25 protein-coding genes are annotated in these 26,874 nt (G+C 67.8%); 11 read left to right on the forward strand and 14 right to left on the reverse strand.

The genetic code is table 11. From position 1 onward, the window contains the following. Positions 1 to 54: 54 nt before the first annotated feature. The 3 genes from P0592_RS17950 to P0592_RS17960 are packed head-to-tail and all read right to left on the reverse strand — an operon-like array spanning position 55 to position 3,112. Positions 55 to 882 carry an ATP-binding cassette domain-containing protein gene (locus P0592_RS17950; protein ID WP_276274085.1) on the reverse strand — a complete coding sequence of 276 codons (828 nt, stop codon included), beginning with the start codon at positions 880 to 882 and terminating at the stop codon, positions 55 to 57. After that, positions 879 to 1,886 (reverse strand): ABC transporter permease, encoded by a 1,008-nt coding sequence (locus P0592_RS17955; RefSeq protein ID WP_276274086.1) that lies wholly within the window; start codon positions 1,884 to 1,886, stop codon positions 879 to 881. The genes P0592_RS17950 and P0592_RS17955 overlap by 4 nt, the downstream gene beginning before the upstream one ends. Before the next feature lie 8 nt (positions 1,887 to 1,894). Then, positions 1,895 to 3,112, reverse strand: a complete 1,218-nt coding sequence (locus P0592_RS17960) for a sugar ABC transporter substrate-binding protein (protein ID WP_276274087.1) — start codon at positions 3,110 to 3,112, stop codon at positions 1,895 to 1,897. Between the two features lie 346 nt (positions 3,113 to 3,458). Here P0592_RS17960 and P0592_RS17965 point away from each other — a divergent pair, with 346 nt between their 5' ends. The 5 genes from P0592_RS17965 (at position 3,459) to gfo6 (ending at position 8,191) form a co-directional block, all read left to right on the forward strand. After that, on the forward strand, positions 3,459 to 4,115 hold the full coding sequence (locus tag P0592_RS17965; RefSeq protein ID WP_276274088.1) for a transaldolase family protein: 657 nt from the start codon (positions 3,459 to 3,461) through the stop codon (positions 4,113 to 4,115). Positions 4,116 to 4,172: 57 nt separating this feature from the next. Then, on the forward strand, positions 4,173 to 5,144 hold the full coding sequence (locus P0592_RS17970) for a carbohydrate kinase family protein (protein WP_276274089.1): 972 nt from the start codon (positions 4,173 to 4,175) through the stop codon (positions 5,142 to 5,144). A 71-nt stretch (positions 5,145 to 5,215) separates the two neighbouring features. Then, on the forward strand, positions 5,216 to 5,977 hold the full coding sequence (locus tag P0592_RS17975) for an IclR family transcriptional regulator (RefSeq protein ID WP_276274090.1): 762 nt from the start codon (positions 5,216 to 5,218) through the stop codon (positions 5,975 to 5,977). A gap of 250 nt (positions 5,978 to 6,227) precedes the next feature. Next, positions 6,228 to 6,986, forward strand: coding sequence for an HpcH/HpaI aldolase family protein (locus P0592_RS17980; RefSeq protein WP_276274091.1), 759 nt, complete (start codon positions 6,228 to 6,230; stop codon positions 6,984 to 6,986). A 125-nt stretch (positions 6,987 to 7,111) separates the two neighbouring features. Next, positions 7,112 to 8,191, forward strand: a complete 1,080-nt coding sequence (gene gfo6, locus P0592_RS17985) for a D-xylose 1-dehydrogenase Gfo6 (RefSeq protein WP_276274092.1) — start codon at positions 7,112 to 7,114, stop codon at positions 8,189 to 8,191. Positions 8,192 to 8,223: 32 nt separating this feature from the next. Here the strand turns inward: gfo6 and P0592_RS17990 are convergent, their stop codons facing one another. From P0592_RS17990 to P0592_RS18000, 3 genes are all read right to left on the reverse strand, one after another. Further along, a complete protein-coding gene (locus tag P0592_RS17990) occupies positions 8,224 to 9,075 on the reverse strand; it encodes an MBL fold metallo-hydrolase (protein ID WP_276274093.1) in 852 nt (283 codons plus the stop codon). A 49-nt stretch (positions 9,076 to 9,124) separates the two neighbouring features. Further along, a complete protein-coding gene (locus P0592_RS17995; protein ID WP_276274094.1) occupies positions 9,125 to 10,195 on the reverse strand; it encodes a substrate-binding domain-containing protein in 1,071 nt (356 codons plus the stop codon). Positions 10,196 to 10,286: 91 nt separating this feature from the next. Beyond that, positions 10,287 to 11,273 (reverse strand): ABC transporter permease, encoded by a 987-nt coding sequence (locus tag P0592_RS18000; RefSeq protein WP_276274095.1) that lies wholly within the window; start codon positions 11,271 to 11,273, stop codon positions 10,287 to 10,289. Between the two features lie 107 nt (positions 11,274 to 11,380). On the opposite strand from P0592_RS18000, the gene P0592_RS18005 reads away from it, so the two are divergent. Further along, entirely contained in the window at positions 11,381 to 12,169 is a 789-nt protein-coding gene (locus tag P0592_RS18005) for an ATP-binding cassette domain-containing protein (RefSeq protein WP_276274096.1), read from the forward strand. 1 nt (position 12,170) lies between these two features. Here P0592_RS18005 and P0592_RS18010 read toward each other — a convergent pair whose 3' ends face one another. The 4 genes from P0592_RS18010 to P0592_RS18025 are packed head-to-tail and all read right to left on the reverse strand — an operon-like array spanning position 12,171 to position 15,513. After that, complete coding sequence (locus P0592_RS18010) at positions 12,171 to 12,626, reverse strand: universal stress protein (RefSeq protein WP_276274097.1); 456 nt, start codon at positions 12,624 to 12,626, stop codon at positions 12,171 to 12,173. 42 nt (positions 12,627 to 12,668) lie between these two features. Continuing rightward, a complete protein-coding gene (locus tag P0592_RS18015) occupies positions 12,669 to 13,838 on the reverse strand; it encodes an enolase C-terminal domain-like protein (RefSeq protein WP_473092245.1) in 1,170 nt (389 codons plus the stop codon). Next, on the reverse strand, positions 13,835 to 14,704 hold the full coding sequence (locus P0592_RS18020; protein WP_276274098.1) for an amidohydrolase family protein: 870 nt from the start codon (positions 14,702 to 14,704) through the stop codon (positions 13,835 to 13,837). Before P0592_RS18020 ends, P0592_RS18015 begins: the two co-directional genes overlap by 4 nt. 2 nt (positions 14,705 to 14,706) lie before the next feature. Continuing rightward, positions 14,707 to 15,513: an SDR family NAD(P)-dependent oxidoreductase gene (locus tag P0592_RS18025; RefSeq protein ID WP_276274099.1), complete on the reverse strand. Its 807-nt coding sequence runs from the start codon at positions 15,511 to 15,513 to the stop codon at positions 14,707 to 14,709. Between the two features lie 94 nt (positions 15,514 to 15,607). On the opposite strand from P0592_RS18025, the gene P0592_RS18030 reads away from it, so the two are divergent. Both P0592_RS18030 and P0592_RS18035 read left to right on the forward strand, forming a co-directional pair. Beyond that, positions 15,608 to 16,783, forward strand: a complete 1,176-nt coding sequence (locus P0592_RS18030; RefSeq protein WP_276274100.1) for a mandelate racemase family protein — start codon at positions 15,608 to 15,610, stop codon at positions 16,781 to 16,783. Between the two features lies 1 nt (position 16,784). After that, entirely contained in the window at positions 16,785 to 17,882 is a 1,098-nt protein-coding gene (locus P0592_RS18035) for a Gfo/Idh/MocA family protein (RefSeq protein ID WP_276274101.1), read from the forward strand. 54 nt (positions 17,883 to 17,936) lie between these two features. Here P0592_RS18035 and P0592_RS18040 read toward each other — a convergent pair whose 3' ends face one another. Beyond that, positions 17,937 to 18,803 (reverse strand): fumarylacetoacetate hydrolase family protein, encoded by an 867-nt coding sequence (locus tag P0592_RS18040; RefSeq protein WP_276274102.1) that lies wholly within the window; start codon positions 18,801 to 18,803, stop codon positions 17,937 to 17,939. A gap of 84 nt (positions 18,804 to 18,887) precedes the next feature. On the opposite strand from P0592_RS18040, the gene xacF reads away from it, so the two are divergent. From xacF to P0592_RS18055, 3 genes are all read left to right on the forward strand, one after another. Next, positions 18,888 to 20,330, forward strand: a complete 1,443-nt coding sequence (gene xacF, locus P0592_RS18045) for a 2,5-dioxovalerate dehydrogenase (protein WP_276274103.1) — start codon at positions 18,888 to 18,890, stop codon at positions 20,328 to 20,330. An 826-nt stretch (positions 20,331 to 21,156) separates the two neighbouring features. After that, a complete protein-coding gene (locus tag P0592_RS18050; RefSeq protein ID WP_276274104.1) occupies positions 21,157 to 21,474 on the forward strand; it encodes a DUF6788 family protein in 318 nt (105 codons plus the stop codon). Between the two features lie 934 nt (positions 21,475 to 22,408). After that, positions 22,409 to 23,683, forward strand: coding sequence for an orc1/cdc6 family replication initiation protein (locus P0592_RS18055; protein WP_419181148.1), 1,275 nt, complete (start codon positions 22,409 to 22,411; stop codon positions 23,681 to 23,683). Positions 23,684 to 24,279: 596 nt separating this feature from the next. Here P0592_RS18055 and P0592_RS18060 read toward each other — a convergent pair. From P0592_RS18060 to P0592_RS18070, 3 genes are all read right to left on the reverse strand, one after another. Beyond that, on the reverse strand, positions 24,280 to 24,801 hold the full coding sequence (locus tag P0592_RS18060) for a hypothetical protein (RefSeq protein ID WP_276274106.1): 522 nt from the start codon (positions 24,799 to 24,801) through the stop codon (positions 24,280 to 24,282). Between the two features lie 63 nt (positions 24,802 to 24,864). Continuing rightward, positions 24,865 to 25,182 carry a DUF5783 family protein gene (locus P0592_RS18065; protein ID WP_276274107.1) on the reverse strand — a complete coding sequence of 106 codons (318 nt, stop codon included), beginning with the start codon at positions 25,180 to 25,182 and terminating at the stop codon, positions 24,865 to 24,867. A gap of 197 nt (positions 25,183 to 25,379) precedes the next feature. Continuing rightward, complete coding sequence (locus tag P0592_RS18070) at positions 25,380 to 26,795, reverse strand: outer membrane protein assembly factor BamB family protein (protein WP_276274108.1); 1,416 nt, start codon at positions 26,793 to 26,795, stop codon at positions 25,380 to 25,382. Positions 26,796 to 26,874: the final 79 nt, after the last annotated feature.

Below are 26,874 nucleotides of genomic sequence, written 5' to 3' on the forward strand. Positions count from 1 at the left end.
AAAACCGTGGGTCGGTCCGCGTCCGCGAGGAACCCCCCTGCGGTCGGTTCCTCGCTAGTCGTCCAGTCGCCCGGTCGCAAGCGTCCCCGTCGTCATCAGCTCGTTCAGCTCCTCGAGGTCCGTCTCCGAGGGCTGTTTGATGTCGACGAGCGAGCCCTGGAACAGGACGCCGATGCGATCGGCGTGTTCCAGGACGGACTCGATGTTGTGGCTGACGATGACGATTGTGATGCCCTGGTCGGCCAGTTTGTCGATGGTGTCCTGGACGAGGCGGGTCGCGTCGACCGAGAGCGCGCTCGTCGGCTCGTCGAGGATGATGACGTCCGGGTCGAACGCCAGGGCGCGGCCGATGGCGACCAGTTGGCGCTGGCCCCCCGAGAGGAACTCGACCTCCGTCTTGATGTCGACGTCGCGGCCGAGCTGGTCCATCATGATCTGCTCGGCGCGCTCGTAGGTCTCGTCCCAGTCGATGAACCGGAAGGGGCCGAAGCCGTTGCGCGGGAACTGCCCCATAAAGATGTTCGTCGCGATGTCGAGGTCGTCCATCAGCGCGAGGTCCTGGTAGACGGTCTCGATGCCGGTGGCCCGCGCGTCCGAGGGGTTGTCGAAGTTCACCGGCTGACCGTCCTTGTAGATCTGCCCCTTCGTGGGCTCGTGGACGCCGCTGAGCATGTTCATCAGCGTCGACTTGCCGGCCCCGTTGTCGCCCACGAGCGCGAACACTTCCGAGGGCTGGATCTCCAGCGAGACGTCCTCGACGGCCACGATGCGACCGAACTGCTTGGTGACGTTCTCGGTTCGGAGCTTCGGCTCCCCCTCGTGGTCCGCCGGGTCGGCCTCGGCGGTGGCCTGCTCCGTCGGAGCGGCGTCTTCGACGCTCATACCGCACCACTCGCGAGGATGCGAGCGCGGAGCTTCGTCTGCGTGCTGTACAGCAGGATCGCGGCCAGCAAGACAATCCCGTTTATCATCTGGATCTGCGTCGCGCCGATGACCGGACTGTTGTTCAGCGCCGACTGCACGACCTGGATGAGGATGACACCGCCGAGCGCGCCGGTGATCTTCCCCCGGCCGCCGAAGAGGCTGATGCCGCCGATGACCGCACCGGCGAACGCCTGGAACACGAGTCCCTCGCCGATCAGCGGCGGGACGACGCCGACGAACCCGGTCAGCATCAGCCCCGCGATGGCCGAGAGCAAGCCGCTGACCGTGTAGATGACGATGATGAGCCGCTCCGTGTCGACCCCGACCTCGCGGGCGGAGTGCTCGGAGCTCCCCAGCGCGTACACCGCCTGTCCGAGGGAGGTGTACCGCAGGAGGAGGCCGGCGATCAGGAACGCGACGAGCATCAGCCCGATGGCGAACCGCGGCGTCCCGCCGACCTGCGTGTACAGCCGCGGGAGACCGGTCACCGGCTGGGTCTGCATCGCCGTCTTGGCCCCCTCGAAGATGATGAGGAAGGCAAGCGTCTGCAGGAACGGGTTCAGCCCGACCTTCGCGATCATCACCCCGTTGGCGAGGCCGATGAGCGCGCCGACGGTCAGGATGACGGCGAACCCGATCCACGGGCTGGTCGTCAGCGACCAGCAGCTCGGACACGTGCCGAGGATCATCCCGGTGAACATCGCCGAGAAGCCGGCGATCGAGCCGATCGAGAGGTCGAAGTGCCCCGACAGCAGGCAGAGGCTCTCCGCCAGCACGAGCAGCCCGATCGGCACGGCCCCCCACAGGATCAGCTGGACCGACCTGAACGTCTGGGGGACGAACACCAGCACCCCCAGCAGTACCACGGCCAGGATCGGCCAGATCATATTGTCTAACAGCGTCAGCAGCACGTCGTCCCGGTCCCCGAAGGCCCGGCCGAGGAATCCTTGTTCCGTTGCCATCGGTAGCGTTAGCCCCAGACGTTACCCCAGAGGAACGGCTGATCGTAGTTCTCTTGCGTGATGACGACGCTGTTGGTACGGAACCACGGGTGGCCGTTCTGCTCGCGCATGATGCCCGGCTCCCAGATGGGCTCCGACCACAGCTCGACTCCCTTGTGCTGGCCGGGCTCGATGGTCAGCTGGTCCGAGGAGACCTCCGACCCCACCTCCGGGATGACGCTGTCGTCCATCCCGCTCTCGACGTACTCCCGCATGTAGTACATCGCGATGGGGTTGTAGAAGTAGTTGGGCTGGTCGACCGCCGCGTCGATCATCCCCTCGCCGACGAGGGGGTTGACCTCCGGGCTGCCGTCCATCTGAGTCAGGCAGATGTGACCGTCCTCGCCCCTGGGGACCAGCATATCGAGGTTCCGGAGCGCCTGCACGACGCCCAGCCCCATCGAGAGGTTCCCCGAGTAGATGCCGTCGACGCGGCCGTTGGCCTGGATCCACTCCTGGGTCGTGGACTGGGCCACGTCCCGGGCGTACTCGCCGTTGAGCGTCTGTGCGACCTCGACGTTGTCCTGCTCGGCCATCACGTCGAGGAACCCCTGCGAGCGCTGGTTGGCCGACTGGTTCCCCTGGACCCCGCGGACGTTCAGCACGCGGTACTGGTCCTTGTCGGGGTACTGCTCTTCGAGGGCGTTGAGCATCTGCTCGCCGGAACTCGCACCCCCGTCGTAGTTACTGAACCCGACGTACAGCGGGATCTCCGAACTGGACGTGTCGGCGTTGGTCGCGAACACCGGTGTCCCGCCCTGGATCGCCTGGTTGATCGCACCCTCCGCGGCCCCGGTCTGCCAGACCCCGACGAGGATGGCGTCGTGGTCGCTGTTGGCGAACTCGCGGATGTCCGAGACCTGTTTCTGGGCGCTCTGTTGGTTCGGCCGGACGTCGAGCTCGATGCCCTGGTCCTCGGCGTAGAACCGCGCGGCCTCGATGTAGGCCGTGATCCACGAGCCGCCACGGACGTACGCCGTCATCCCGACCTTGTCGAGGGAGTTGCCGCCACCGCCGCCCCCGTCCCCGGTGGAGCCGCCGTCGCTGCCGTTGCTGCCCCCGTCGCCGCCGTCACCGCCGTCGCCGCCGCCCCCGTCGCCGCCGTTTCCGCCACACCCGGCAAGGGAGACGGTCGTGATCGCTGCGCCAGTCGCTTTCAGGAACTTACGCCTGTTACTACCTCGCATAGAGTACTCATTAAACCGTTGGTACATAAAGATTGTCGATGATCGAGGGTGCAGGACCGGGATATCACGTCGGCTTGTCGTCCTCGCCGTCGGTCGTTCTGTGCGGTAGCGGGTTTGTTACGAGCGGGCGTGTCGGACAAATCGAGACACCAGAGCGCACCGTCAGAAAGCGGATTCGGCCCCAGAGGTCCCCTCTCCTCTCCCACGGCGGGTTTGAGTCGTGTTGTACGGTGTCGTGGTTCGTTTGTTTCGTGTTGTTTCCTGTGAAACGGTGATCGGTCGGGGTCCTGCACCGGGCTCGCGCCCGTCGATAGCTTCTTTCGCGTCGATACCGAACGCACCCGTCGTGAACGTATACCTCGACACGGCGTCCCCGGAACGTATCCGGTCCGCCGACCGACTGGGCGTCGTGGACGGCGTGACGACGAACCCGTCCATCGTCGCCGACACCGACCGCCGGTACAGGGACGTCGTCGAAACCGCTGCGGACATCGTCGACGGCCCGGTGTTCGCGCAGGTGCTGGCCGAGGACGCGGACGGGATGGTCCGCGAGGCGCGGGGCTACCAGGACTGGGCCGACCACGTGATCGCGAAACTCCCGGCGACACGGGCGGGCTTCCAGGCGCTCGCCCGCCTGCGTGCGGACGGAGTTCCGTCGGGGACGACCGTGGTCTTCAGCGTCGAGCAGGCGGTGCTGGCCGCGAAAAACGACGCGGCGTTCGTCGCTCCCTACGTCGGTCGCATCGACGACTCGGGCGCGGACGGGGTCGCGACGACTCGCCGCATCCAGTCGGTCTTCGACGCGCAGGGGTTCGAGACGGAGGTGCTGGCCGCGAGCATCCGGAACACGACACAGGCGACGACCCTCTACGAGGCCGGGGTCGACGCGATCACGATGTCGCCGGACGTCCTCGACGCACACGTCGACCACCCCGAGACGGAGAACGGCGTCGCCGGCTTCGCGGCGGCCTGGGGCGACCGGGACCCGCCGCTGTCGGAGTGACGGTGTGACCGGCCGTCGCACGAACCAATAAATAGCGGTGGGTGCTATCGAGCCACTATGTCGACGGACCCGACGATCCTGGTCGCCGGCGACGCGCTCGTGGACTTCGTTCCACGCGACCCCGGCCCCCCGGGCGACGCCGGCGGGTACGAACCGGCCTTCGGCGGCTCCGGCGCGAACGCCGCGATGGCGCTGGACCGGCTCGGCGTTCCCCCGCTGTGCTGGACGCGGCTGGCGACCGACGACCTCGGGGCGTTCCTCAGGGCGCACTTCGAGGCCTCGGACATCCCGCCCGACCTGCTCGTGACCGACGACGACGCGCGGACGACGCTCGCGCTCGTCACCCACGACACCGAGCGAGGGCCGTCGTTCGTCTTCTACCGGGAGCGGGGCGCGGACACCAGACTCCGGCCGGGGACCGTCACCGACGACACGCTGCGGTCGGTGTCGTGGGTCCACACGACCGGCGTGACGATGAGCGTCGAGCCGAGCCGGTCCGCGACGCTGGAGTTGCAGTCGCGGGCCACGGACCACTGCACGGTGTCGCTGGACCCCAACTGGCGACCCGAGATGTGGCACAGCCGCCACGAGTTCCGCGCGGTCGTCCGCGGCGCGCTGCCGGACGTCGACGTCGTCACGGCGACGCCGGACGAGCTGGCGGTTGCGGGGTTCGAGGCCGCGGACCCCCCGGCGTTGGCGCGCGCCGTGGCCGACGCGGGGCCACACACCGTGGTCCTGACCCTCGGGGACGCGGGCGCGTTCTGCTACGGGACCGACGACAGCCCGGTGGCCGGCCGGGCTCGGCACGAGGGGTACGACGTCGACCCGGTCGATACGACGGGTGCCGGCGACGCCTTTCTCGCGGGGTTCGTCGCCGCGGTGACACACGGCGTGCGGGACCCACACCGGGCGCTCGCGCTCGCGAACGCGGCCGGAGCCGTCACAACCACGCGGGCCGGCGCTGTCACGGCGCTGACCGGCCCCGACGCGCTCCGCCGCTTCCACGACGATATCCCCTGGCTGTCGTAGCGTCCCCCGCGTCGGGATGGCCGTTCCGGCGTAGTGAACAGAACTAAGGAGGACGGGCTCCTGTCTCGGCTATGGCACCGGAGGGAAACACGATCACGGCGACCAGGACCTCCTTGCGAATCGTCGAGGCGCTGAAACGGCTGGACGGGGCCGGCGTGACGGCGGTGGCGGACGACCTCGGGATCGCGAAGAGCACCGTTCACAACCACCTGCAGACCCTGGAGGACGAGGGATACGTCACGAACGAAGGAGACGCCTACCGCGTGGGCCTGCGGTTCCTCGAACTCGGCGAGTACAAGCGCAACCGGATGGCCATCTACGAGAAGGCCCGACCGGAGGTCGCCTCGCTGGCCCAGGAGACGGGCGAGATGGCCAACGCCGCGGTCGAGGAACACGGCGAGGGCGTCTACATCACCCGGGCGGAGGGAACCCAGGCCGTCACGGTCGACACCTACGCCGGCAAGCGGGTGAAGCTCCACTGCACGGCGCTCGGCAAGACCATCCTCGCGGAACTGCCGGAGGAACGCGTCGACGAGATCGTCGACGCCCACGGCCTCCCGGCGCGGACGGAGAACACCATCACGGACCGGACGGAACTGAAGGCGGAACTCGCCGAGATCAGAGAGCGCGGCTACGCCTACGACCGCGAGGAGCGACTGCCGGGCCTGCGCTGTGTGGCCGCCCCGGTGGTCCCCGAGGACGGCGACCTCGTGGCGGCACTCAGCGTCTCGGGGCCGACGACGCGTATCGAGGGGGACCGCTTCCACGAGGAGATCCCGGAACTGCTCCGCTCGGCCGCCAACGTCATCGAGATCAACATGGCCTACTCGTGACGACCCGACGGGAGGCGCGATCCCCGTCGGCGATCGCACGAACGGTCGTTCGATTAGTAAGGACTTGTGTTCTGCTATACTGAACACCGCCGGTAGCGTCGGCCATCGGGGGAGTGCCGCGAGTATATAACACGAGTAAGTTTGTTATTCAACCCGGGTCCTTCGTTCCATCTGTCGGCCAGAGCGTTCGGCCAGGCCGAACGTGACACTGCTCCCATAGTTTCATACCCGCCCCGCCCGTCGTCTCGGTATGCCTTCGACGACCCTTCGCGAGCGACTCCGGGACGGTGAGACGGTCGTGGGGACGTTCCAGTTGCTCGACTCACCGATGGCGGCCGAGATGGCCGGCGAGGCCGGCCTCGACTTCACGGTCCTCGACCAGGAACACGGGCCGCTGAGCGCGGAGACGACAGTCGCGATGTGTGCGGCGGCACAGCGGGCGGGGGCTGCTCCGATCGTCCGGGTCCGGACCAACAGCGAGGCCGAGATCCAGCGCGCGCTCGACATCGGTGCCGCCGGGGTCGAGATCCCGCAGATCGAGACTGCTGGAGACGCGGCGGCCGCGGTCGACCACGCGCGGTTCGACCCGCTGGGGTCGCGCGGCCTCTCGCCGTACGTCCGTGCGAGTGGCTACACCGGCGGGCCCGAGTACACCGAACGGCAGAACGAGCGGGTGACCGTGGTCGTCCACATCGAGGGAGAGCGCGGCGTCGAGAACCTGGACGACATCGCCGCCGTCGACGGCATCGACGTGCTGTTTCTCGGCCCGTACGACCTCTCACAGTCGGTCGGGCTCCCCGGTCAGGTCGACGATCCGCGGGTCACGGACCTGATGGACGAGGTGTGTGACCGCGCGGCCGACCACGACGCCGTCGTCGGGACGTACGCCGACGATCCCGAGATGGCCCGTCGCTGGATCGACGCCGGGGCGCAGTACGTCGCGGTCGGCGTCGACGGCGCGTTGCTGACGCGAGCCTTCGCCGACGTCGGCGACGCCGTCCGGGAGTGAGACGGTTTGTTGTAGCGCTTCATCGGGACGCGCCGACCCCGGGATCGGCGCTGTCCGGAACCGATCGACAGTAGTCCGTACGAGGGCGGCGGTAGTTCTTTCATCACTGGTCCTGAACGTTCGGTATGGAGCTCGACGCACTCACGACCGACTTCACCCGTCGTGACTGGCAGCACGTCACGGAGACGGACGATCCGGTCCGGATCGCGATGATCGGCGTCGGCTGGTGGACGCGGGAACAGGCGATGCCCGCCGTGGCCGCCGCCGACCTCTGTGAGACGACGGTCCTCGTGAGCGGCGACGCCGCGAAGGCCGAGTCCGTCGGCGCGGACTCGCCGACGGTCGAGCGCGGGATCACCTACGAGCAGTTCCACGACGGCGAGGCCAGCGACGCGTACGACGCCGTCTACGTCGTGACGCCGAACGCCGAACACCTCCCGTTCGTCGAGACGGCCGCGGAGCTCGGGAAGGCGGTCCTCTGCGAGAAGCCGATGGAGGCGACCGTCGAGCGGGCCGAGCGGATGGTCGCGACCTGCGACGCCCACGACGTCCCGCTGATGGTCGCCTACCGGATGCACACAGAGCCGGCCGTCCGACGAGCGAGAGACCTCATCCGGGACGGCTACGTCGGCGACCCGGTGTTCGTCCACGGCAACATGACCGAGCCCATCCTCGAACTGGTCCCCGACGCCGACCAGTGGCGGCTGGACTGGGATCTCTCCGGGGGGTGTGCCGCGATGGACATCGGCATCTACTCGCTGAACACCGCGCGGTTCCTGCTCGACGCGGACCCGACGGCGGTGTACGGCACCGCCCACTCCGTCGCCCCGGAGTTCGACGACGTGCCGGACGAACACGCCGCCTTCCAGGTGGCGTTCCCGGACCACGTCACCGCGATGTGTACGGCGAGTCAGAACGCGCACCTGGCGAGTCACATCCGCGTCACCGGTACGGCCGGCGAGCTCAGGGTCGAACCGGCGTTCTACCCGTGGGACGAGCGCCGCCTGCACGTCGCCCACGGCGAGAGCGACCTGACGATCGACTTCGACGGGATCGACCAGATGGAGGAGGAGTTCGAGTACTTCGCCCACTGCCTGCTGACCGACACCGAGCCACACGCCGACGGCGACCACGGCCTCGTCGACATCCGAACGCTGAAAGGCGTCTACGAGGCCAGCGAGACGGGCGCTGCGGTCGAGCTCTGAGGCCGGCTGCGTCTCGCGGTCGCGCGACCCACTCAGCGGTGCGTCGACGGCCGCACGACGCCGGGGCTCCCGAGGTCCACCCGGTCGCCGACCCGGACCACGTCGAGCACTCTCGGATACTCGTGTGAGGCGACGTGGTCGTGGAGGCTCTTCGGGTCGGCCTCGACGCCGCGCCACATATCGTAGTGCGAGGGGAGCAGCCGGTCAAGTTCGAGGGCGTTCGCGGCCTCGACGACCTCGTTCTCGTCCATGTACCACTTCGTCCGCCGGGTCTCGTCGTCCTCGGAGTACCGGATATTGCCGACGGTGCCGAAGGCCAGGACGCCCGCGTCGATGTCGAACGCTCGCCCCACGTCCGCGAAGGCGTCGGCGGGCTTGCTGTCGCCGGCGTGGAAGAAGGTGCCGGCGTCGTGGTCGATCACGTACGAGACCGGTTCGACGGCGTCGCCGTCGTTCGCGCCCCTGGTGTGGACGGTGAAGTCGCCGACCGAGAAGGTCTCGCCCGCCGCGACGACGTGGCGCTGGTCGGCGTCGAGTCGCAGGTCGCCGTCGTAGTCCGGGGCGTCGTAGGACGCCTGGGGCGCGTACACGGGCGCGTCGTCGCCGACCAGCGGGCCGTACGACGGCGGGTGCATATGGTCGATGTGCTCGTGAGTGACGAGGACCGCGTCGCAGTCGGTCGCGTCCGCGGGGTCCATCGGCACTGGGATCATCCGCAGCAGGTCCGGCGGGTCCCCGTCCGCGAAGTAGGGGTCGACGTACAGGGTCGTCTCCGCGGACCTGAGGACGAACCCGTTGCAGCCGAGGTACCAGACCGCGACGCCGTCGGGGTCGGCCCCCTCGATCTCCGAGACGAGCCAGTCGTCCCACGTTGCGTGGACCATACCGTGGGGTACGTGACCGCACGACAAATAACGTGGCCCCGGAGCGGCCTCAGAAGTACTGGTCGAGGTAGTCGCTGGCGTTGTCCTGCGTGACCTCCAGCCCCTCGATGACGATGGTGTCCTCGACCTCCTCCCCGGCGAGGTGGGCCGTGGCCCGGTCGATGGCCGTGGTGACCATCTCCTCGGGCAGCTGGGCGATCGTCCCGTACGTGTCGTTGTCGGCGAACAGTTCGACCCACGCCTGCGTCCCGTCGATGCCGGTGACGGGGACGGACATGTCCGCGTTCTGGAGGGCCTGGTGTGCGCCCAGCGCCATCAGGTCGTTCTGACAGAACACGCCGTCGATCTCGTCGCCGTACTGCGTGATGAAGTCCTCCATCACGCTGAGGGCGTTCTGCGTCGAGAACTCCCCCGTCTGACTGGCGAGCCGGCTGAGGCTGTCGTTGTTCTCGACGGCGTTGCTGAACCCCTGTCCGCGGTCGTTGGTGACGCTGGCTCCGGGGGTCCCCTCCAGCTGGACGACGTTGTAGGTGTCCTGATCGCCGGCGTTCTGCATAAACTGCAGACAGAGCTCGGTCGACCGACGGCCCAGCTGGACGTTGTCGGACGCGACGTAGGTGACCGTGTCGCCCTCGGCGACGTTCCGGTCGATCGCGACGACCGGGATGCCGGCCTCGTTGGCCTGCCGGATGGCGTTGATGACGCCCTCGGCCGTGATCGCGGAGATCATCAGGAAGTCCACCTCGTTGGAGATGGCCGTCTCCACGTCGGAGACCTGCTGGCTCTGGTTGTTGCCGGCGTCGTAGAACGAGGAGTCGCCGGCGATCAAGCCGTCGCTCTTGGCCTGGTCGAAGGCGTTCTGCATCCGCGCGAAGAACGTGAACTCGAGCGACGGGACCGAGAGGGCCGCAGACGGCGGCCCGCTGCTCGTCGTCTCGGTCTCTGTCATCCCGCCGTCGCCGCCGTCGCCGCCGTCGCCGCCATCGCTACCGTCTCCCCCGTCACCGCCGTCTCCACCGTCGCCGCCGTCTCCGCCGTCTCCGCCACAGCCAGCGAGGAGTGCCGTTCCGACGAGTGCGCTGCTCCGGATAAACCGACGTCTGCGGATGGGTCGTGCCATACGCTCACGAGTGACGGACCCCGGGATCAAAGAGTTATCGGTAAGTAATAACTTCACTTTGGGAAACCAGTGTCGGTGCCGGGAGTCGGGATCAGTCCCGCCCCAGGACGTTCGCGAGGACCGCGAGCATCAGGACGATACCCTGTGCGACCAGTTGCCCGGCCGGGTCGACGCCCAGGAGGTTCAGGCCGTTGCTGAGGACCCCGAGGATGAGGACGCCGATGAGGGTCCCGACCATATTCCCGGACCCGCCGAAGAGGTCCGCACCGCCGAGAATGACGGCGGCGATCGGGGGCAAGAGGAGACCGGCACCCATCGTCGGCACCGCGCTGCCGAGCCGTCCGAGGGTCACGAGGCCGGCGACGGCCGCGAACGCGGCCGAGATCACGAGCGTCCCCATCCGGACGGCCGTGACGTTGATCCCCATCCGCTCGGCCGCCGTCCGGTCGCCCCCGATGGCGTAGATGTAGAGCCCGAACCGGGTGTACGAGAGCAGCAACTGCGAGACCACCAGCAGGAGGAGGAACACGAGGACGATGCTCGGGAAGCCGAACACGCGCGCCCCGCCGATACCGGTGAGTGTCGGCGGCAGGCCGATGATCGGCCTGTTGCCCGAGACGATGAGACCGAGGCCGTCCGCGAGGAACAGGACGGCGAGGGTAGTCATGAAAGAGGGGACTCCGAACCGCGCCGTGACGAAGCCCGACAGCGCGCCGAACGACGACGCGAGCGCGATCCCGGCGACGATGGCGACGACGACGGGGACCGCGAACCCCTCGAACAGCCGGGCACCCACGGCGAGGGTCGCCATCGTGAGCCCGGCGATCTCCATCACCTGCGCGATGCTGAGGTCGATCTCCGCACAGAGGATGGGGAAGGTGACGCCGATCGCCATGATGCCGATGATCGACACCTGCTGGAGGACGTTTACCTGGTTCTGGACCGTGAGGAACCGCTCGTTCAGGAAGGTGAACGCGACGTACAGCCCCACGAGGCCGAGCATCGGGCCGTAGCGACTCAGGTCCTGAAGCGTCACCCGACGGCCGACGTCGCTCTCCTCCACCACCGATTGCAACATACCGTGAACCTATCTGTGGAGTGATGTTATAGCTTTGGGGGTTGGACACACACCGCGAGCGCGTTCGCGTCCGAACGCTTATCACGACAAGCGTTGACACGTTCCGTATGAGCGAGACCGGCGAGGACTACATCGTCGAGATGGAAGACATCACGAAGCGGTTCGGTGAGGTGGTCGCCCTCGACGGGGTGACGCTGCGGCTGCGCCGCGGCGAGGTGCTGGCGCTGGCGGGGGACAACGGGGCCGGGAAGTCAACGCTCATCAAGTGTCTGGCGGGCGCGCTCCAGCCCGACGGCGGGACAATCCGCATCAACGGCGAGGCGGTCGAGATCGACTCGCCGCGGCGGGCGAAGGAACTGGGGATCGAGACGACGTTCCAGGACCTCGCGATCGCCGGGAACCTCACGGTCACGCAGAACATCTTCCTCGGGCGCGAGGAGGTCGCCGGCACCGGCGGGCTGCTCGGTGTCCTCAACAAGGGCGCGATGCGCGAGCGAGCCCAGGAGTTGCTCGACGAACTGAACATCGGCGTCGACGTCGAGGAGAAGGTGTCGAACCTCTCCGGCGGCGAGCGCCAGCTGGTCAGTATCTCGCGGACGATGCTCTCGGACCCCGAGATCATCATCATGGACGAGCCGACCAGCGCCCTCTCCGTCGAGGGGGCCGAGCGCGTGCTCGAACTCATCGACCGGATGCAGAGCCAGGGGATCTCGATCATCCTCATCTCGCACAACCTCGACTACATCCGGCGGGCCGCCGACCGCATCCACGTCCTGCACCAGGGCACCGACGCCGGCGTGATCGACGGCGAGACGGCGACACAGGACGACATCGTCAAGCGGATGGTCGCCGGGATGCCCGACGGCGACCAGGGCGGGCAGCCGGCCGACGGTTAGCTCACTCTCGCTTGACGTACAGCACCGGGACGGGCGCGTTCAGCAGGACCTGCTGGGCGTGGTCGCCGAACATCGCCTTCCCGGCCGGCGACCGCTTGGTGCCGCCGACGACGGCCACGTCGGCCTCGACCTGTTCGATCTTGCGTACGATCTGGTCCGAGGCGTTCCCGCCGGAGACGCCGCGGATCTCGTAGTCGATGCCCAGCGACTCCAGGCGCTCGGCCGGCTCCCTGACGCTCTCGTGGCGCTGTGCGACCTCGTCCGGCGTGAGCCCGCTGGTCGTCGTGTCGATGTCCATCTGTTCCATCACCGTCTCGTAGTCGTCCCGGGGGAAGACGTACAGCAGGTAGACGGTGGCACCCGCGGGCTCCGCGAGGTCGATGGCGGCGTCCACGAGGGTGTTCAGGCTGTCTCGGTCTTCGGGGCCGATCGCGAGCAGGACGCGGTCGTGTGCCATACGCGAGAGACTCGTGGGACGGGCAATTAGGTGTTTGGGGTCCTACTCGTAGGTTCGCCGGCCGACGGCGTTGTCCTCGACGTAGTCCCAGTCGTAGTCGACGCCCAGGCCCGGCCCGTCGGGTACCGGCACGGTCCCGTCGGCGTCGATCGCGTCGAGGTCGTCGGCGTAGTCCCCCTCGTACACCGGCGGCGTCGTGTTGGGCGCGTCCGGGTGGACCAGCGCCAGTTCGTAGAACGAGGTGTTGCGCGTCGCCGCGATGCAGTGGCGCTGGGCCGGCCCCGGGGCGTGGAACTCCACGTCCAGACCCAGCCCCTCGGCCGCGGCGACGATCTTCATCGCGCCGGTGATCCCGCCGTCGTACTCGGGGTCCGCCCGGAGGAGGTCCGTCGCCTCCGTCGCCGCGAAGTCGACGTGGGGTTCGAGCCCGCGGACGTGCTCGGTCTGGAGCAGCGGCGTCGACAGCGTCTGTCGGAGCTTCCGGTGACCGTGCTGTGAGATGCCGCCGTCCCGGTAGGGGTCCTCGTACCAGCGGTAGTCGTGATCGTCGCAGGCCCGACCGATCCGGACCGCCTCCGCGAACGTGTCGAGGTCACAGGCCGGGTCGACCATCAGCGCCATCCGGTCGCCGACGCGCTCGCCGACCGCGCGGACGGTCCGCTCCAGCAGGTCCGGGTCGCGCCAGTCGCCGTCCCACCCGTGGACCTTGAACCCCGGATAGCCGCGGTCGAGACAGACCTCGGCGAAGTCGGCGTACGCCGCCGGCGAGTCCAGCCCGCCGCTGCGGTCGCCCTGGTAGGTCGAGGCGTAGGCCGGCAGCCGCTCGCGGTACGTCCCGAGCAGTTCGTGGATCGGGGCGTCGTACTTCTTGCCGGCGTAGTCCCACAGCGCGATGTCGAGCGGGCCGATCCCCATCCGGTCGTACTTCCGCAAGGCGCGCTTGACCTCGCTCCAGTGGTGTTCGTGCCTGGCGGGGTCCCGGCCGACGAGGTAGTCCGCGACGATGTTCATCTGTGCCGCGCCCGGCGAGTTGCTCCCGACGTACGCGCCGACGAGCCCGTCCGAGCACTCGACCCTGACCGCGAACAGGCGGCGCTCCATCGTCGATCCGGGATCGTAGACGATGTCGAACCCGCCCGGGGGCGTCCCCACGTCCGGGAGCGGGTATGCGAACTCCACCGTCTCGATGCGCTCGATCGTGGCCACGGTCACACCCCGTGGATCCGCTCGAAGGTCCGGTGGGCCAGGTAGGAGTAGTCCCGCGCCGAGAGGAACGGGGTCTCCTCGACCCACGAGAGACAGGCCTCGTAGTCCGCCCAGTCGTCCATCCACGGGTAGTCCGAGCCGAGCAGCAGGCGGTCCGCGCCGAACCAGTCCACGAGGTTGCGGACGTACCCCCACAGGTCCTCGTATGGCCAGGCCTCCTCGCTGGATCGGGGGAGCGAGCTCACCTTGACCGCGACGTTGTCGTGGTCGGCCAGCGCCTCGAAGTCCGTCCACGGGGCCTCCTCGGGGTCGGTCGTCTCGTCCGGGAAGGCCATGTGGTCGACGACGAGCTGGACGTCCGGGTGGCGTTCTGCGAGCGTGGCGAGCATCGAGAGCTGCTCGGCCTTCGGGAAGACGAACACGGCCGTCTCCTGCTCGGCCGCCTCGGCCCACACCGGAGCCAGCTCGTCGTCGAGGATCCAGTCGGCGGTGCGGTCCAGCTCCGTCGAGTGCTCCTCGTACGCGAGACAGGCGTGCATCCGGACGCCGAGCATCCGGTCGTGGCCGACGACCCGCCGGAGGTCACTCCGGACGTCGTCGGGGTCGCCGTAGAAGTCCATCAGCCCGACCCCCCAGAGGCGGTCCGGGTACGCCTCGATGGACCGCATCGTGTACTCGTTGGCCCGGACGCCGCGGCCGTACATCGGCGTCGTCACCATCACCGCCTCGTCGACCCCGGCGGCGTCCATATCGCCGACGAGGTCGTGGGCGGTGTAGGGCCCTTCCCAGCCCGGCGGGAGGACGGTCTCGGGCCAGGGCAGTTCCGCGGTGTTCGGTCCCCAGGTGTGGGTGTGGGTGTCGACGAAGCGCATCGTCACTCCAGGTTGCCGCCCCCGCTGACGCGGACGATGTCGCCCACGACGTAGTCCGCGCGGTCGCTCGCGAGCCACAGCACCGCGTCGGCGAGGTCCTCCGGCTGGCCGAGGCGGCCGAGCGGACGCTGTTCGCCTCGGGCTTGCAGTATCTCCTCGGCAGTGCGGCCGGGGTCGTCTCTCGCCGCCTGTTCTGCCTCGTGGCGGGTCTGTGCCGTCTCGGTCACGTCCGTCGAGATCGCGTTCACCCGGATGCCGTGTTCGGCCAGTTCCTGGGCCATCCGCCAGGTCAGCCCGTTGATCGACGTCTTCGAGATGCCGTAGAGCCCGAACGGGCCGGTCCGCCGGTCGCCGGCCTGGCTCGTGTGGTTGACGATGCAGCCCTCGATGCCCTCGTCGATCATGTGCCGAGCGACGCGCTTGGCGGCGTAGTACTGCGCGCGGACGTTGACGGCCATCGTGTGGTCCCACTGCTCGACGTCGGACTCCACGAGCGACTCCTCCTCCGGCCAGACGGCCGCGTTGTTGACCAGCAGGTCGATCTCCCCGAACTCGTCGACGGTCCGGTCGACCAGGTCGTCGATCTCGTCGGTCGAGCCGACGTCGGCGGCGACGCCGACGACCCGGCCCGTCCCCCGCTCGTCCAGTTCGGCGGCGACTGACTCGACGTCGGATTCCGACCGTGCGTTGACGACGACGTTCGCGTCGGCGTCGGCCAGGCCGGCGGCGATGCCGCGCCCGATCCCCTTCGTGGACCCGGTGACTACGGCGGTCTCGCCGCTGTAGTCGTAGTCTGTGTGACCTACCATATCACGTCACACGTCTCGCCACGCCGAAATGAATCCTCCGGTGGTGCTGGCCTCGGCACCTACGTTTATCTGCGGGGGTGTCACATAGTAGGCTATGGCGTCAGAGATTACCAGCATCGAGTCCGTCGAGTTCTCCTACCCCATCGAGGACGTCGGGACGGACCAGCACGGGTTCAACCTCGTGTACGAACCGGGCGCGGTGACCGAACGGAAACTGTTCGGCCTCAAGATCCACACGGACGAGGGCATCACCGGGGAGTACGTCGGCGGGAACTCCCCGGCGGCGGCACAGATCAACACCTTCGCCGACTACCTCGTCGGGAAGAACCCTCTCGAACGGGAGCGTCACTGGAGCGAGATGAAACGGGCGCTGCGGAAGTACGACCGGATGGGCATCGGTCCCATCGACATCGCGCTGTGGGACTACGCCGGCAAGAAGTACGACGCCCCCATCCACGAGATGTTGGGCACCTACCGGACGCGGTTCCCCGCCTACGCCTCGACCTACCACGGAGACGAGAACGGCGGGCTCGACACGCCCGAGGCGTTCGCCGACTTCGCCGAGGACTGCCTGGAGATGGGGTACGGCGGTTTCAAGATCCACGGCTGGGGCGGCAGCGAGGGGTCCCGCGACCTCGACCGGGAGGTCGACGCGGTCCACGCCGTCGGCGAGCGCGTCGGCGACGAGATGGACCTGATGCACGACCCGGCCTGCGAACTGGAGACCTACGCCGACGCGCTGAAACTCGGCCGCGCGCTCGACGAGGAGGGGTTCTTCTGGTACGAGGACCCCTACCGGGACGGCGGCATCTCTCAGCACGCCCACCGGAAGCTCCGTCAGGCGCTCGATACCCCGATCCTCCAGACCGAACACGTCCGCGGGCTGGAGCCGGCGACCGACTTCGCCGCCAACGAGTCCACGGACTTCCTGCGGGCGGACCCCGAGTACGACGGCGGGATCACCGGCGCGATGAAACGCGCGAAGGTGGCGGAGGGCTTCGGGATGGACGTGGAGTTCCACGCGCCCGGACCGGCACAGCGCCACTGTATCGCGGCGATCCGCAACACGAACTACTACGAGCTCGCGCTGGTCCACCCCGACTGCCCGAACACGCAGCCGCCGGTGTACGAGGGCGACTACTCCGACATGCTCGACACCGTCGACGACGAGGGGATGGTCACGGTGCCCGAGGGACCCGGCCTGGGCGTCGACTACGACTGGGACTACATCGAGTCGAACGCCACCGGGAGCGTCCACACCTACGACTGAGATGACCTACAGAGCCGGCATCATCGGAACCGGAGGCATCGCTGGGATGGGCATCCTCGGGATGCACGACGAGGAGGAGATCGGCGAGAAGAAGGTCAGGGCCAGCCACGCCGGCGGGTACGACGCGACGGAGGGCGTCGAACTGGTGGCCGTCGCCGACGTCGACGAGGACACCCTCGAGCGGTTCGGGGAGGCCTGGGAGATCCCGCCGGACCGGCGGTACGTCGGCCACGAGTCGATGCTCGCGGCGGAGGACCTCGACCTCGTCTCCGTCTGCACGCCGTCGTACCTCCACGCCGACCACGTCGTCGACGCGGCCGAGTCGGCGGCAGACCCCGGGCTGATCTGGTGTGAGAAGCCCATCGCGTCGTCGGTCAGCGAGGCCGAGGAGATGGTCGCCGTCTGCGACGAGACGGACACGGAGCTCCTGATCAACCACTCGTTCCGGTTCACGACGAAGCTCCAGCGGCTCCGGGAGCTCGTCCAGACCCAGGACCTGCTGGGTGAGGTCCACGCCGTCGCGACGCAGTTCCGGATGGAGCTGTTGCGCAACTCCACGCACCTGCTGGACACGCTTGTGTACCTGCTGGACGCCCGCGCGGAGCGCGTCTCGGGCTACATCACCGGCGAGAACGAGGCCGTCGACTCGCTGCAGGCCGCGGAACGCGTCGACGACGCCGGCGGCGGGGGGTTCGTGGTGATGGACGACGGGAGCTTCGTCACGATCGACTGTACCATCCCGCGGGAGCCGTCGTCGATGACCCTCCAGTTCGTCGGGAGCGACGGGAAGCTCTACCTCAACAACGACGACGGGGAGTGGCGCTACTGGCGGCTCGACGACGGCACCCACGTGGAGGACGACCTGCCGGGCATCGAGGGGGCCTGGACGTGGGACGAGGACTACCGCGACGCCTTCGCCAACGCCGCCGCCGACGCCGTGGCCGTCCTCGACGGAACCATCGAGAACCCCTCGACTGGCGAGGAGGCGACGCGATCGCTGGAGATCATCGTCGGCTTCTACGTCTCCCACTACACCGGCGGGCAGGTGTCGATCCCGCTGGAGCGCCCGCTTCGAGACGTGACTATCACCTCCTGGTAGCGGGTCGGAGCCGGGCCGGGGATGGAACGCGGCGGCGCGGCGTGAACCGGGGTTTCAGACCGTCGCCACGCCGTTGGCGAGGCTGCCGACGTTCTCGATGTCGATGTGGACCTCGTCGCCGGCCGCCAGCGAGAACCCCTCCTCCGGGACGAGCGAGGTGCCGGTCAGGAGGACCGCCGACTCCGGGACGGTGTTGTGCCGGCGGAGGTACGAGACCAGTTCCTCGCAGGTCCGGACCATCTCGCCCGTCGACGTCTCGCCCTCGTAGACCGTCTCGCCGTCGCGCTCGACGGTCATCGTCATCGCGAGGTCGTGAGGATCGCCGACGGACTCGGGCGTCGCCACACAGGGTCCCAGCGAACAGCAGCGGTCGTACACCTTCGCCTGTGGGAGGTAGAGGGGATTCTGCCCCTCGATGGAGCGGCTGCTCACGTCGTTGCCGACGGTGTAGCCGACGATCTCGCCCTCGTAGAGGACGACCCCCAGCTCCGGCTCCGGGACGTTCCACTCGGAGTCGCCGCGAACGCCGACGGCCTCGCCGGGACCGACCACCCGGTCCCAGGTCGCCTTGAAGAACACCTCGGGGCGGTCGGCCCCGTAGACGTCGAGGTACATCTCCGGCATCCCGCTCTCGGCCTCGCGGGCCTGCTCGCTGATCTCGTAGGTGACGCCGGCGGCCCACACCTCGTCGACGAGCGTCGGGACCCCGACGGCCGACGGTGTAGGTACGGACACCGACTCGGCCGTGTCGAGGAGGTCGCCGGCCACTTCGTCGACGGTGCTGTCGCTCACGTCCGCGACGTACGCGAGGTCCTCGAATGCGGTCACGTTGGGCCGCGCAGTCGTGAGGTCGTAGGCGTCGGCCCCGTCACGGGCGAGGAGGCGGGGACCGTCGGCTCCGACCGTGCGATAGTATCGCATACCCTCTACTGCTACAGGCAGCGACTTGTCGGTTCCGGTGCTCGTCCCAAAGCTTCTCGTAAGTCGGGCGTGTCGATACGGCTGATGACGGACACCTACCACAACTACGTGAACGGCGAGTGGGTCGCCGCCGAGACCGGCGACACCTTCGAGGTCCGGAACCCCGCCGACCGATCCGACGTCGTCGGCCAGTTCCAGCAGTCCGGGACCGCCGACGCCGAGGCCGCGGTCGAGGCCGCCGACGCTGCGAGCGAGGACTGGGCCGGCACACCCGGTCCCGAGCGCGGGCGGATCCTGCGGGCGGCGGGCCAGCGCCTCGCGGAGCGGAAGGACGAACTCACGGAGACGCTCGTCCGCGAGGAGGGGAAGGCCCGCCCCGAGGCCGCCGGCGAGGTACAGCGCGCCGTCGACATCTTCGCCTACTACGCGGCGAAAGCCAGCGACGTCGGCGGAACGGTGAAGGCCTCCAGCAGCGAGGACACGCGGCTGTACACGGTGAACGAACCGGTGGGCGTCGCGGGCCTGATCACCCCCTGGAACTACCCCATCGCCATCCCGGCCTGGAAGATCGCGCCGGCGCTGGCGACCGGGAACACGATCGTGTTCAAGCCCGCCTCACAGGCCCCCGACGTCTCGCGGAAGCTCGTGGAGTGTCTCGACGAGGCCGGCCTGCCGGACGGCGTCCTCAACTACGTCACCGGCCCCGGGAGCGAGGTCGGCAAGACCTTCTCGACCCACGAGGCCGTCGACGCGGTCTCGTTCACCGGCAGTTCGGCCGTCGGCGACACCGTCGGCCAGCAGGCCAACGAGACGGGCAAGCGCGTCCAGCTGGAGATGGGCGGCAAGAACCCCGCCGTCGTGATGCCCAGCGCCGACGTCGACGAGGCCGTGGACATCGCCGCGAGCGGTGCCTTCGGCGTCACCGGCCAGGCCTGTACGGCCACGTCGCGGGCCATCGTCCACGAGGACGTCTACGACGAGTTCGTCGAGGGCGTCGTCGCGGCGGCCGAGGAGATCGAGGTCGGCCCGGGCCTAGACGGTGCCGAGATGGGGCCACAGGTCAGCGAGAGCGAGCTCGACAGCACGCTGGAGTACGTCGACGTCGGCGTCGACGAGGGGGCGACCCTGGAGACCGGCGGCGGCGAGGTCGACGCCGGCGACGGGTTCTTCGTCGAGCCGGCGGTGTTCTCCGGCGTCGAACCAGACATGCGCATCGCCCAGGAGGAGATCTTCGGGCCGGTGCTCGCGGTCATCCCGGTCGGGAGCTACGAGGAGGCCGTCGAGGTCGCCAACGGCGTCCGGTACGGCCTCTCGGCCAGCATCGTCACGCAGGACCTCTCCGAGGGCAACCGGTTCGTCGAGGACATCGAGGCCGGCGTCGTCAAGGTCAACGAGAAGACGACCGGGCTGGAGCTGCACGTCCCCTTCGGCGGGATGAAAGACTCCTCCAGCGAGACCTACCGCGAGCAGGGCGACGCGGGGCTGGACTTCTACACCATCTCGAAGACCGTGTACATGAACTACTGACCGCCGTTTCTCACTGTTCGTACCAGACTTCGAGAATACCAATTCAGCGTATCTTTCTCGCGGCTGTCCCCCGGACCGTCCGATATCGAGTCGTCCGATCACCCGGACAGCGGGTCGTCCGACCAGCGGACGAGGCCACGGTCCCTCGGCACCAGAGTCTGTTTCGACCCGACCGAGTCGCTCCGAGACATCACACGCAGTAGGTGTAGAGATAGGCCGGAGCAGCACGTTCAGCTGTTGACTCGGGAGAGATGCGGGGAGCGAACGGGGGACGATCGAATCGGTTGCTGTGCGTTTCGTCGTTCGGTGCGGCCGCCGACTTCGGCGTTCGGCGGGGCCGTCGATCTCGGCCACCGACGGTATCGTGCATCCGCAGGTGGTTCGGCATCCGCGCGTGGTCCTGATTTCGAAGAGTTGTAGTTCTTCTTAATCTCATCCAGATGTGACAGTAATCGTATCTATTCTGGGGCGCGGATCCCTACCGCCGTGTCGGTCGGTCCGTCACTGCCGTCTCATTCGGTTGTAGTTCCCTTGTCGTCTCCTTCGATTGTGGTTCGTCCCTGTCGTCTCGTTCGGTCGCGGTCAGCAACTGCCGTACCGCTCGGTCGTGGGATCGGCGAGGGAACCCCGTGTTCGAGGGGCGACGAAAACCGCGCCCGTTCAGGAGCCGACATCCGACAGTAGTATAGCTATAAAGTATAGTTCATCTGTCCAGCGAGCCGTAGTCACGAACCTCCCGACGCCGTGGCGCGAAGAGCGCGGCCGTCCGATAGATTTTAACCAACAAAACTACGTTTCGCCGGCTACTGTTGGTTAACACGAACCGATGTCCGACGATCCACCGCGACCGCCGAGCGACCTCCCCGCCGAGGTCGTCGACGCACTCGACGACTGTTCGCCCGAGCGCCTCGCACAGATCGCGACGTACGCCGAGGAACTGGCCGAGTATCGAGAGCGTGAAGCCCGTCCGACGGGCGACGGGGATCGAACCGGGACGGACCGGGAAGATCTTCCTCCGGACGTTCCGTCGAAGGCGACGATCACGGTCAAGGAGATCAACGGCAACCGGTACTACTACTGGCAGTGGCGAGAGGGCGATTCGATCGTCTCGAAGTACAAGGGACCCGTGGCCCCGGACGACTGAGGAGTGGCGAGCCGCCGGCGAGTGGTCCCACACCAGCAAAGGATCGTCCGGACACACTCGGCCGGACACACCTCTATCGATCTGAAGCGACAGGGGTCGTCGTCTGTTCCGTAGCAGGGCCAGTGAGGAGCGGACACCCACACCCCTCTATCGATGTGTTTCGGAGCGGGGTGTCGGGCCGGTCTGGAGGGAACCGACGGGAACGAGAGACGGTCGTCCCGGAAGATATCCTGTCGAGAGAGTCTGAGAGCGGGAGTGAGGGAGGAGTAAGCGTGAGAAGAGAGGGAGGAACCGAACAGATCTACTGAGTAGGGTTCGTCGACGGTCGGAACACATCGAACACATCGATAGAGGGGTGTGTGTGTTCGTTCTAGTCTAGAGAACTAGAAGAAGAAGGAAGACGTCCCACGCTAGCACTGAGTGAGAGACCGGGAGAGTCCGTATCCGCCTCTCACCTCGTGTGAGACCCTCTCGGTACCACTCACGCTCTCTCCGCTCTCGCTCGACCCCCCTCCACCCATCCGTCGCGAACACATCGATAGAGGGGTGTGTGTGTTCGGTCCCTGCGTGGACACATCGTTGACTGTTTCAACGACTCCTCTCTCCCGTGGCCACGAGAGTCGCAGATCGCCTTCTTCAAATCTTATCGACGCCGATCTCACTTCGATAGGGGTGTAGTAACGCTTTTCCCGCTCCCGCGTAAGGTGTGTGTATGGATTCCGAGGACTCCGACACGCTGCCGGACTCGTCCGGACCGTCGGAGGAGGAGACGACGCAAGCGGACCTCGCGAGTTCTTCGCAGTTCGACACCGAGTCGGCGGACGGGGAGACGGACCAGTCCGAATCGCCGGGCGATCCCACTCGGTCGGGACCGGTCCGTGCTCGATCGGAGACGGACGAGGCCGAATCCGACGCGACGACGTCGATCGAGGATATGCTCCTCGAGTTCGACGAACAGGAGGGGCTGATCCGCGAGCGGGCGCTGCTCGATCCCAACCACGTCGTCGAGGAGGACCGCATCGTCGGTCGCGACGAGCAGCTCCAGGAGGTCACGAAGATGCTCCGGGTCGCACTCGGGAACAACCGCCCGCCGAACCTCTTCCTCTACGGTCCCTCCGGGACGGGCAAGTCACTCATCACCAAGGCCGTCTGTAACAAGATCACCAAGATCTGCGAGTCCCGCGAGATCGAGTTCGGGACGATCGAGGTCAACTGCCAGGACCTCGACACGCTCGGCGTGGCCGTCTACGAGCTCGTGACCGAGGCCGCCGACGAAGCCGGTGTCGACGTCGAGGTCCCGAAACACGGCGTCTCGACGAAGGAGAAGTGGGACGAGCTGTTCCGGATCGTCAACGAGAACTTCGACTCGATCGTCTTCGTCCTCGACGAGCTGGATATGCTCGTGGGCCGCCGCGACAAGCAAGATCCGGCCTTCTCACGGTTGCTCTACCAGCTCTCGCGAGCGGGCGGCGACGGGGAACTGGACGCCTACATCTCGGTGGTCGCGATCTCGAACGACACGAAGATGATGGAGTCGGTCGGGAGCCGCGCGCTCAGTTCCTTCACGCCCGAAGACGTCCACTTCGACGACTACGACGCCAACCAACTCCAGTCGATCCTCCGCCGCCGCCAGGACGCGTTCTACGAGGACGTCCTGGCCGACGACGTCATCCCGCTCGCTGCGGCCTTCGCCGCACAGACACACGGCGACGCGCGGAAGGCGATCGATCTGATGCGGGTCGCCGGCGAACTCGCCGAACGGGAGGGCGATGCACAGGTCCGGGAAGAGCACGTCCGGCAGGCACAGGACAAGGTCGAGAAGAACCGCGTCCTCGAAGTGGTCCGTGGTATCAGCACCCAGAAGAAGCTGTGTCTCTACGCGACGGCAGCTGTGGCGGCCGAATCGAACAACGGCTCGGCGCGTAGTACGACTGGATACAAAGTATACCAGTTCCTCACGGACTCGATCGACGCCGACCAGTACCACCAGGAGACGTACGTCAACAAGATGAAAGAGCTCACGACCTACTCGCTGGTCGACTTCGAGCGCCGCAGCCACGGCCCGAGTTCGGGGATGTTCCTCGAGTTCCAGTTCGGCGAGTCCCCCGAGACGATCCTGGAGACGCTCCGTGAGGACTCCCGGATCGATATGGTCTCACAGGACGAAGTCACCTCCGTCGTCCGGGCACAGGTCAAGAACGAGACGTGACTAGTGGGGTCCGGGCCGACGGTGACACACCTCTATCGAAGTGTTCGAAGCGCCGCCGCGAGTACCGAGTACCGAGACCGATACGAACACACCTCTATCGAGATGTGATTCGGCTTCTGAGGGTCTGTGCCGACGATACTCCGCGATCGACTTCCAGCAGAAACAGTACTCGTACGAGGCGGAGTCGCGCGATCGACTGCCGGTCGCTCCCGGGACACACCCCTCTATCGAAGTGTACTGGGATCTCGTGACCGAGGTGCACGCGATCGGGACGTTCCGAACGGATACACCCCTCTATCGATGTGTTCGGAGCGCCGCTCTCTGTCACTCTCGACCACGACCGGAGCGCGACCCGACCGCCGCTCCAGCGGACTCCGTTCCGTACCGTCCCACGCTACCTGGTCCCGGACTCGCAGTCCGCGGCGACCGGATCCTCGTACGTTAACCAACAGACGCGGGGAGAGTCCGACACTGTTGGTTAAGCCCGCGATCGCGCTGGACTCCCGCTCGGCAGTCACCCCGGTCACGCCCAGTCGGGGACCGTCCACCGTCCGAGAGACGCGTGGGTTCGGGCTCCGTCGCCGACTCGTGTCCCCCTACTCCGCCGGCAGGACGTTGAAATTCACCGCCAACGGCGGACTCGTCCCGGCTAGGACGAACCGATGCGTGCCCGGCGTGAACGTCACGTCGGCCTCGGGTCCACTGACGCCCCGCTCGTCGGCCACGCCAGCCGCCGACAGGGGGACCGTCGTGGCCAGGGTGTCGCCCGGACCGATAACGGTCGCACACAGGTCGTGCCACCGCTCGTCGGTCCACACCACGTGGTTCCACGTCCCCTCCTCGTACGACTGGACGGCCCAGGGGACGTTACAGCCCAGATCGATCCGTCCGGACGTACCGGCGTGGTGGACCTCGAACGCGATCGAACCACCGCGACGAGCCGTGTCGGTCGGAGCCCGGAGCCGAAGCGGCTCCCGCTCGTAGACGACCTCGCCGTCCTCCAGGTACGCCGGTTCGGAGGCGGTATCGGCGGGCACGGGATCGACCCCGACGGCGGTCCCGACGACACCGCCCCCGAGGAGTACCGCGCCGGCACCGAGTATCTCTCTGCGTCTCATACCGTCCCTCTCGAGACCACCCGAGATAACGGATCGCGACGCTCAAAACGGCTCTTGAGCGTATCAATCGAACTCGAACAGGCGGCGCAACTCGCGTTCGATCTCGGACGTGAACTCGGCCAGCACGCGCTCGGCACGCTCGTCGGAGCCGGGCAGTGACTCGATACGCCCGTCGACGTCGTCGGGGAGCGTCACGCGGAACCGCCCGTCGCCCTCGTAGACCGGCTCGCTCTCGCTGAGGATCCGCCGGTCGATGCCCCGTAGGACTTCCGAGTCCCGCTCTCCGTGGAGCTCCTGATAGGCGTTCGAGTACGCGGTCTCGAGCTCCTCGAAGTAGTACGTGTACTTCTCCTCGAACTTCTCGGGATCGAACTCGGTCACACGCGAACGGATGGCCCCCGCCGACAAAACGCTGGACATTCCGGGACAGTCTCCCTTCGGCGCTCGCTGCGCGCGGCGAACAAGAGTTCGGCCGCCCCGTCGGTGGCCGTCCCGGTGACCACCGCTCGGAGGCCCGCACAGTCGGCGTCCGCGACACCGACCCGCTCCGCCGGCGGCGTGCCCACGTCGACCGTGATCTACCCGACCCCAGGCGTCGTGAGTCCGCTGACACCGCGTCGCTGGCCGCTGACGTAGACCCCCGTCTCGGTCGCTGCCACGTCTCTGGGCGCGACCGCGAGGTCGGTCCGCCACCGCTCGCTCCCGTCCGTCGCCGAGAGTGCGATCAGCGTGCCGGCCTCGCTCCCGGCTTCCGCGCTCGCGCCGTATCCGACGAGGAGCGTCCCCCCGGCGACGGCCGGCTCGGCGACCCTGAAATCCGCGTCGGGCTCGTCGACGGTCGCGGCGTCCGCGATCGGCTCGCGCGTCAGCCACTCCAGGCCCCCGGTCGCTGCCCGGAGCGCGAAGACGACGAACTCCGACGCGGCCTCGTGGCCCTCGCAGACGAACAGGCGGCTCCCGTCGGCGGCGAGCGACGAGAACGCGGCCGCGCCGGAGCTGGCCAGCCCCGCGAACTGCCAGTCGACGGCGCTGGCTCCCGACACACCGGCCGCGAGTGTTCCCGTCGCGTCCGTCGACCAGATGACGCCGCTGTCCAGCGCCGTCGTTCCCTCGCCGGTCACCAGCGGCCGATCCGGGTAGCGAACGGGGACCGTCGTCCGGTCGACGGCCGGCGCTCCGTCGTGCAGGCGAACGCCGAGGAGGAGCTGCTCCGGTCGCCCGTAACTGGCCAGCACCCGGTCGTCAGTGATCGCCATCCCGCCGGGGTCCTGAAACACGCGTGCGTCGTCGAGTGCGTCCCCGAGGTGGATCCGCCAGCGCTCGCGACCGTTCTCGGGGGCGAGCCCGTGGAGTCCGTAGCTCGTCTGAACGTACACACAGTCGGGCGTCGCTCGCGGGATCGGCGCGAAGCGCTCCGGCGGGTCGTCGGGAGCGGTCAGGTAGCGGTCGGGGACGACTTCCGAGACCCGCTCGTAGAGGTCGATCCGCCACCGGACGGTTCCGTCCGACACGTCGACGGCGATCACGTCCGTCTCGAAGTCACCGAGGTACAGGGTCCCGTCGACGACTCCCCCGAAGTGGGGGTACAGCGAGCCCGAATCCCGAACCTGCCGCCGCCAGCGACGGGTCCCGTCGGTCACGTGGTATCCGGTCAGTACGAGCCCCGCCGCGTACTCGGTGCCGACGACGACGGTGTCTCGGGTCACGGCAGCGAGATGCGTCGACTCCGGTGACTCGTCGTCGGGTGACCGCTGGCGACCCCGCCAGTTACCCGTCGGCGGGTCGTCGTGAGCGACGGCACTGCGCGCGGTGTTGCACAGTCCCGCCCGTGGGAACACCCACTCGCTGTCGGGTGCTGTCCAGTCCGTCCCGAGCGAGTCCGGCGGTCGTGACCTGTCCCCGTCGTCGAGGGACCGCGACGGACAGCCGGCGAGACAGGCGACCCCGGCCGTCCCGAGCATCCGGAGGGCAGTGCGGCGAGTCGGAGGGCACATCGAACCGGACGTTGGCTCGTGTGTACAAAAACGATTTGGCGACCCACGACACTCTCCGGGGTCCCGAGGGGAGAGCGAG

This window comes from Haloarcula litorea, assembly GCF_029338195.1.
Lineage (GTDB): Archaea > Halobacteriota > Halobacteria > Halobacteriales > Haloarculaceae > Haloarcula > Haloarcula litorea.

Excerpts from the sequence above, each read along its gene's own strand:
- P0592_RS17950 (WP_276274085.1), bottom strand. The coding sequence starts at position 882 with ATGAGCGTCGAAGACGCCGCTCCGACGGAGCAGGCCACCGCCGAGGCC.
- P0592_RS17955 (WP_276274086.1), bottom strand. The coding sequence starts at position 1,886 with ATGGCAACGGAACAAGGATTCCTCGGCCGGGCCTTCGGGGACCGGGAC.
- P0592_RS17960 (WP_276274087.1), bottom strand. The coding sequence starts at position 3,112 with ATGCGAGGTAGTAACAGGCGTAAGTTCCTGAAAGCGACTGGCGCAGCG.
- P0592_RS17970 (WP_276274089.1), top strand. The coding sequence starts at position 4,173 with ATGTCGACGGACCCGACGATCCTGGTCGCCGGCGACGCGCTCGTGGAC.
- P0592_RS17975 (WP_276274090.1), top strand. The coding sequence starts at position 5,216 with ATGGCACCGGAGGGAAACACGATCACGGCGACCAGGACCTCCTTGCGA.
- P0592_RS17980 (WP_276274091.1), top strand. The coding sequence starts at position 6,228 with ATGCCTTCGACGACCCTTCGCGAGCGACTCCGGGACGGTGAGACGGTC.
- gfo6 (WP_276274092.1), top strand. The coding sequence starts at position 7,112 with ATGGAGCTCGACGCACTCACGACCGACTTCACCCGTCGTGACTGGCAG.
- P0592_RS17990 (WP_276274093.1), bottom strand. The coding sequence starts at position 9,075 with ATGGTCCACGCAACGTGGGACGACTGGCTCGTCTCGGAGATCGAGGGG.
- P0592_RS17995 (WP_276274094.1), bottom strand. The coding sequence starts at position 10,195 with ATGGCACGACCCATCCGCAGACGTCGGTTTATCCGGAGCAGCGCACTC.
- P0592_RS18000 (WP_276274095.1), bottom strand. The coding sequence starts at position 11,273 with ATGTTGCAATCGGTGGTGGAGGAGAGCGACGTCGGCCGTCGGGTGACG.
- P0592_RS18005 (WP_276274096.1), top strand. The coding sequence starts at position 11,381 with ATGAGCGAGACCGGCGAGGACTACATCGTCGAGATGGAAGACATCACG.
- P0592_RS18010 (WP_276274097.1), bottom strand. The coding sequence starts at position 12,626 with ATGGCACACGACCGCGTCCTGCTCGCGATCGGCCCCGAAGACCGAGAC.
- P0592_RS18020 (WP_276274098.1), bottom strand. The coding sequence starts at position 14,704 with ATGCGCTTCGTCGACACCCACACCCACACCTGGGGACCGAACACCGCG.
- P0592_RS18025 (WP_276274099.1), bottom strand. The coding sequence starts at position 15,513 with ATGGTAGGTCACACAGACTACGACTACAGCGGCGAGACCGCCGTAGTC.
- P0592_RS18030 (WP_276274100.1), top strand. The coding sequence starts at position 15,608 with ATGGCGTCAGAGATTACCAGCATCGAGTCCGTCGAGTTCTCCTACCCC.
- P0592_RS18035 (WP_276274101.1), top strand. The coding sequence starts at position 16,785 with ATGACCTACAGAGCCGGCATCATCGGAACCGGAGGCATCGCTGGGATG.
- P0592_RS18040 (WP_276274102.1), bottom strand. The coding sequence starts at position 18,803 with ATGCGATACTATCGCACGGTCGGAGCCGACGGTCCCCGCCTCCTCGCC.
- xacF (WP_276274103.1), top strand. The coding sequence starts at position 18,888 with ATGACGGACACCTACCACAACTACGTGAACGGCGAGTGGGTCGCCGCC.
- P0592_RS18050 (WP_276274104.1), top strand. The coding sequence starts at position 21,157 with ATGTCCGACGATCCACCGCGACCGCCGAGCGACCTCCCCGCCGAGGTC.
- P0592_RS18055 (WP_419181148.1), top strand. The coding sequence starts at position 22,409 with ATGCTCCTCGAGTTCGACGAACAGGAGGGGCTGATCCGCGAGCGGGCG.
- P0592_RS18060 (WP_276274106.1), bottom strand. The coding sequence starts at position 24,801 with ATGAGACGCAGAGAGATACTCGGTGCCGGCGCGGTACTCCTCGGGGGC.
- P0592_RS18070 (WP_276274108.1), bottom strand. The coding sequence starts at position 26,795 with ATGTGCCCTCCGACTCGCCGCACTGCCCTCCGGATGCTCGGGACGGCC.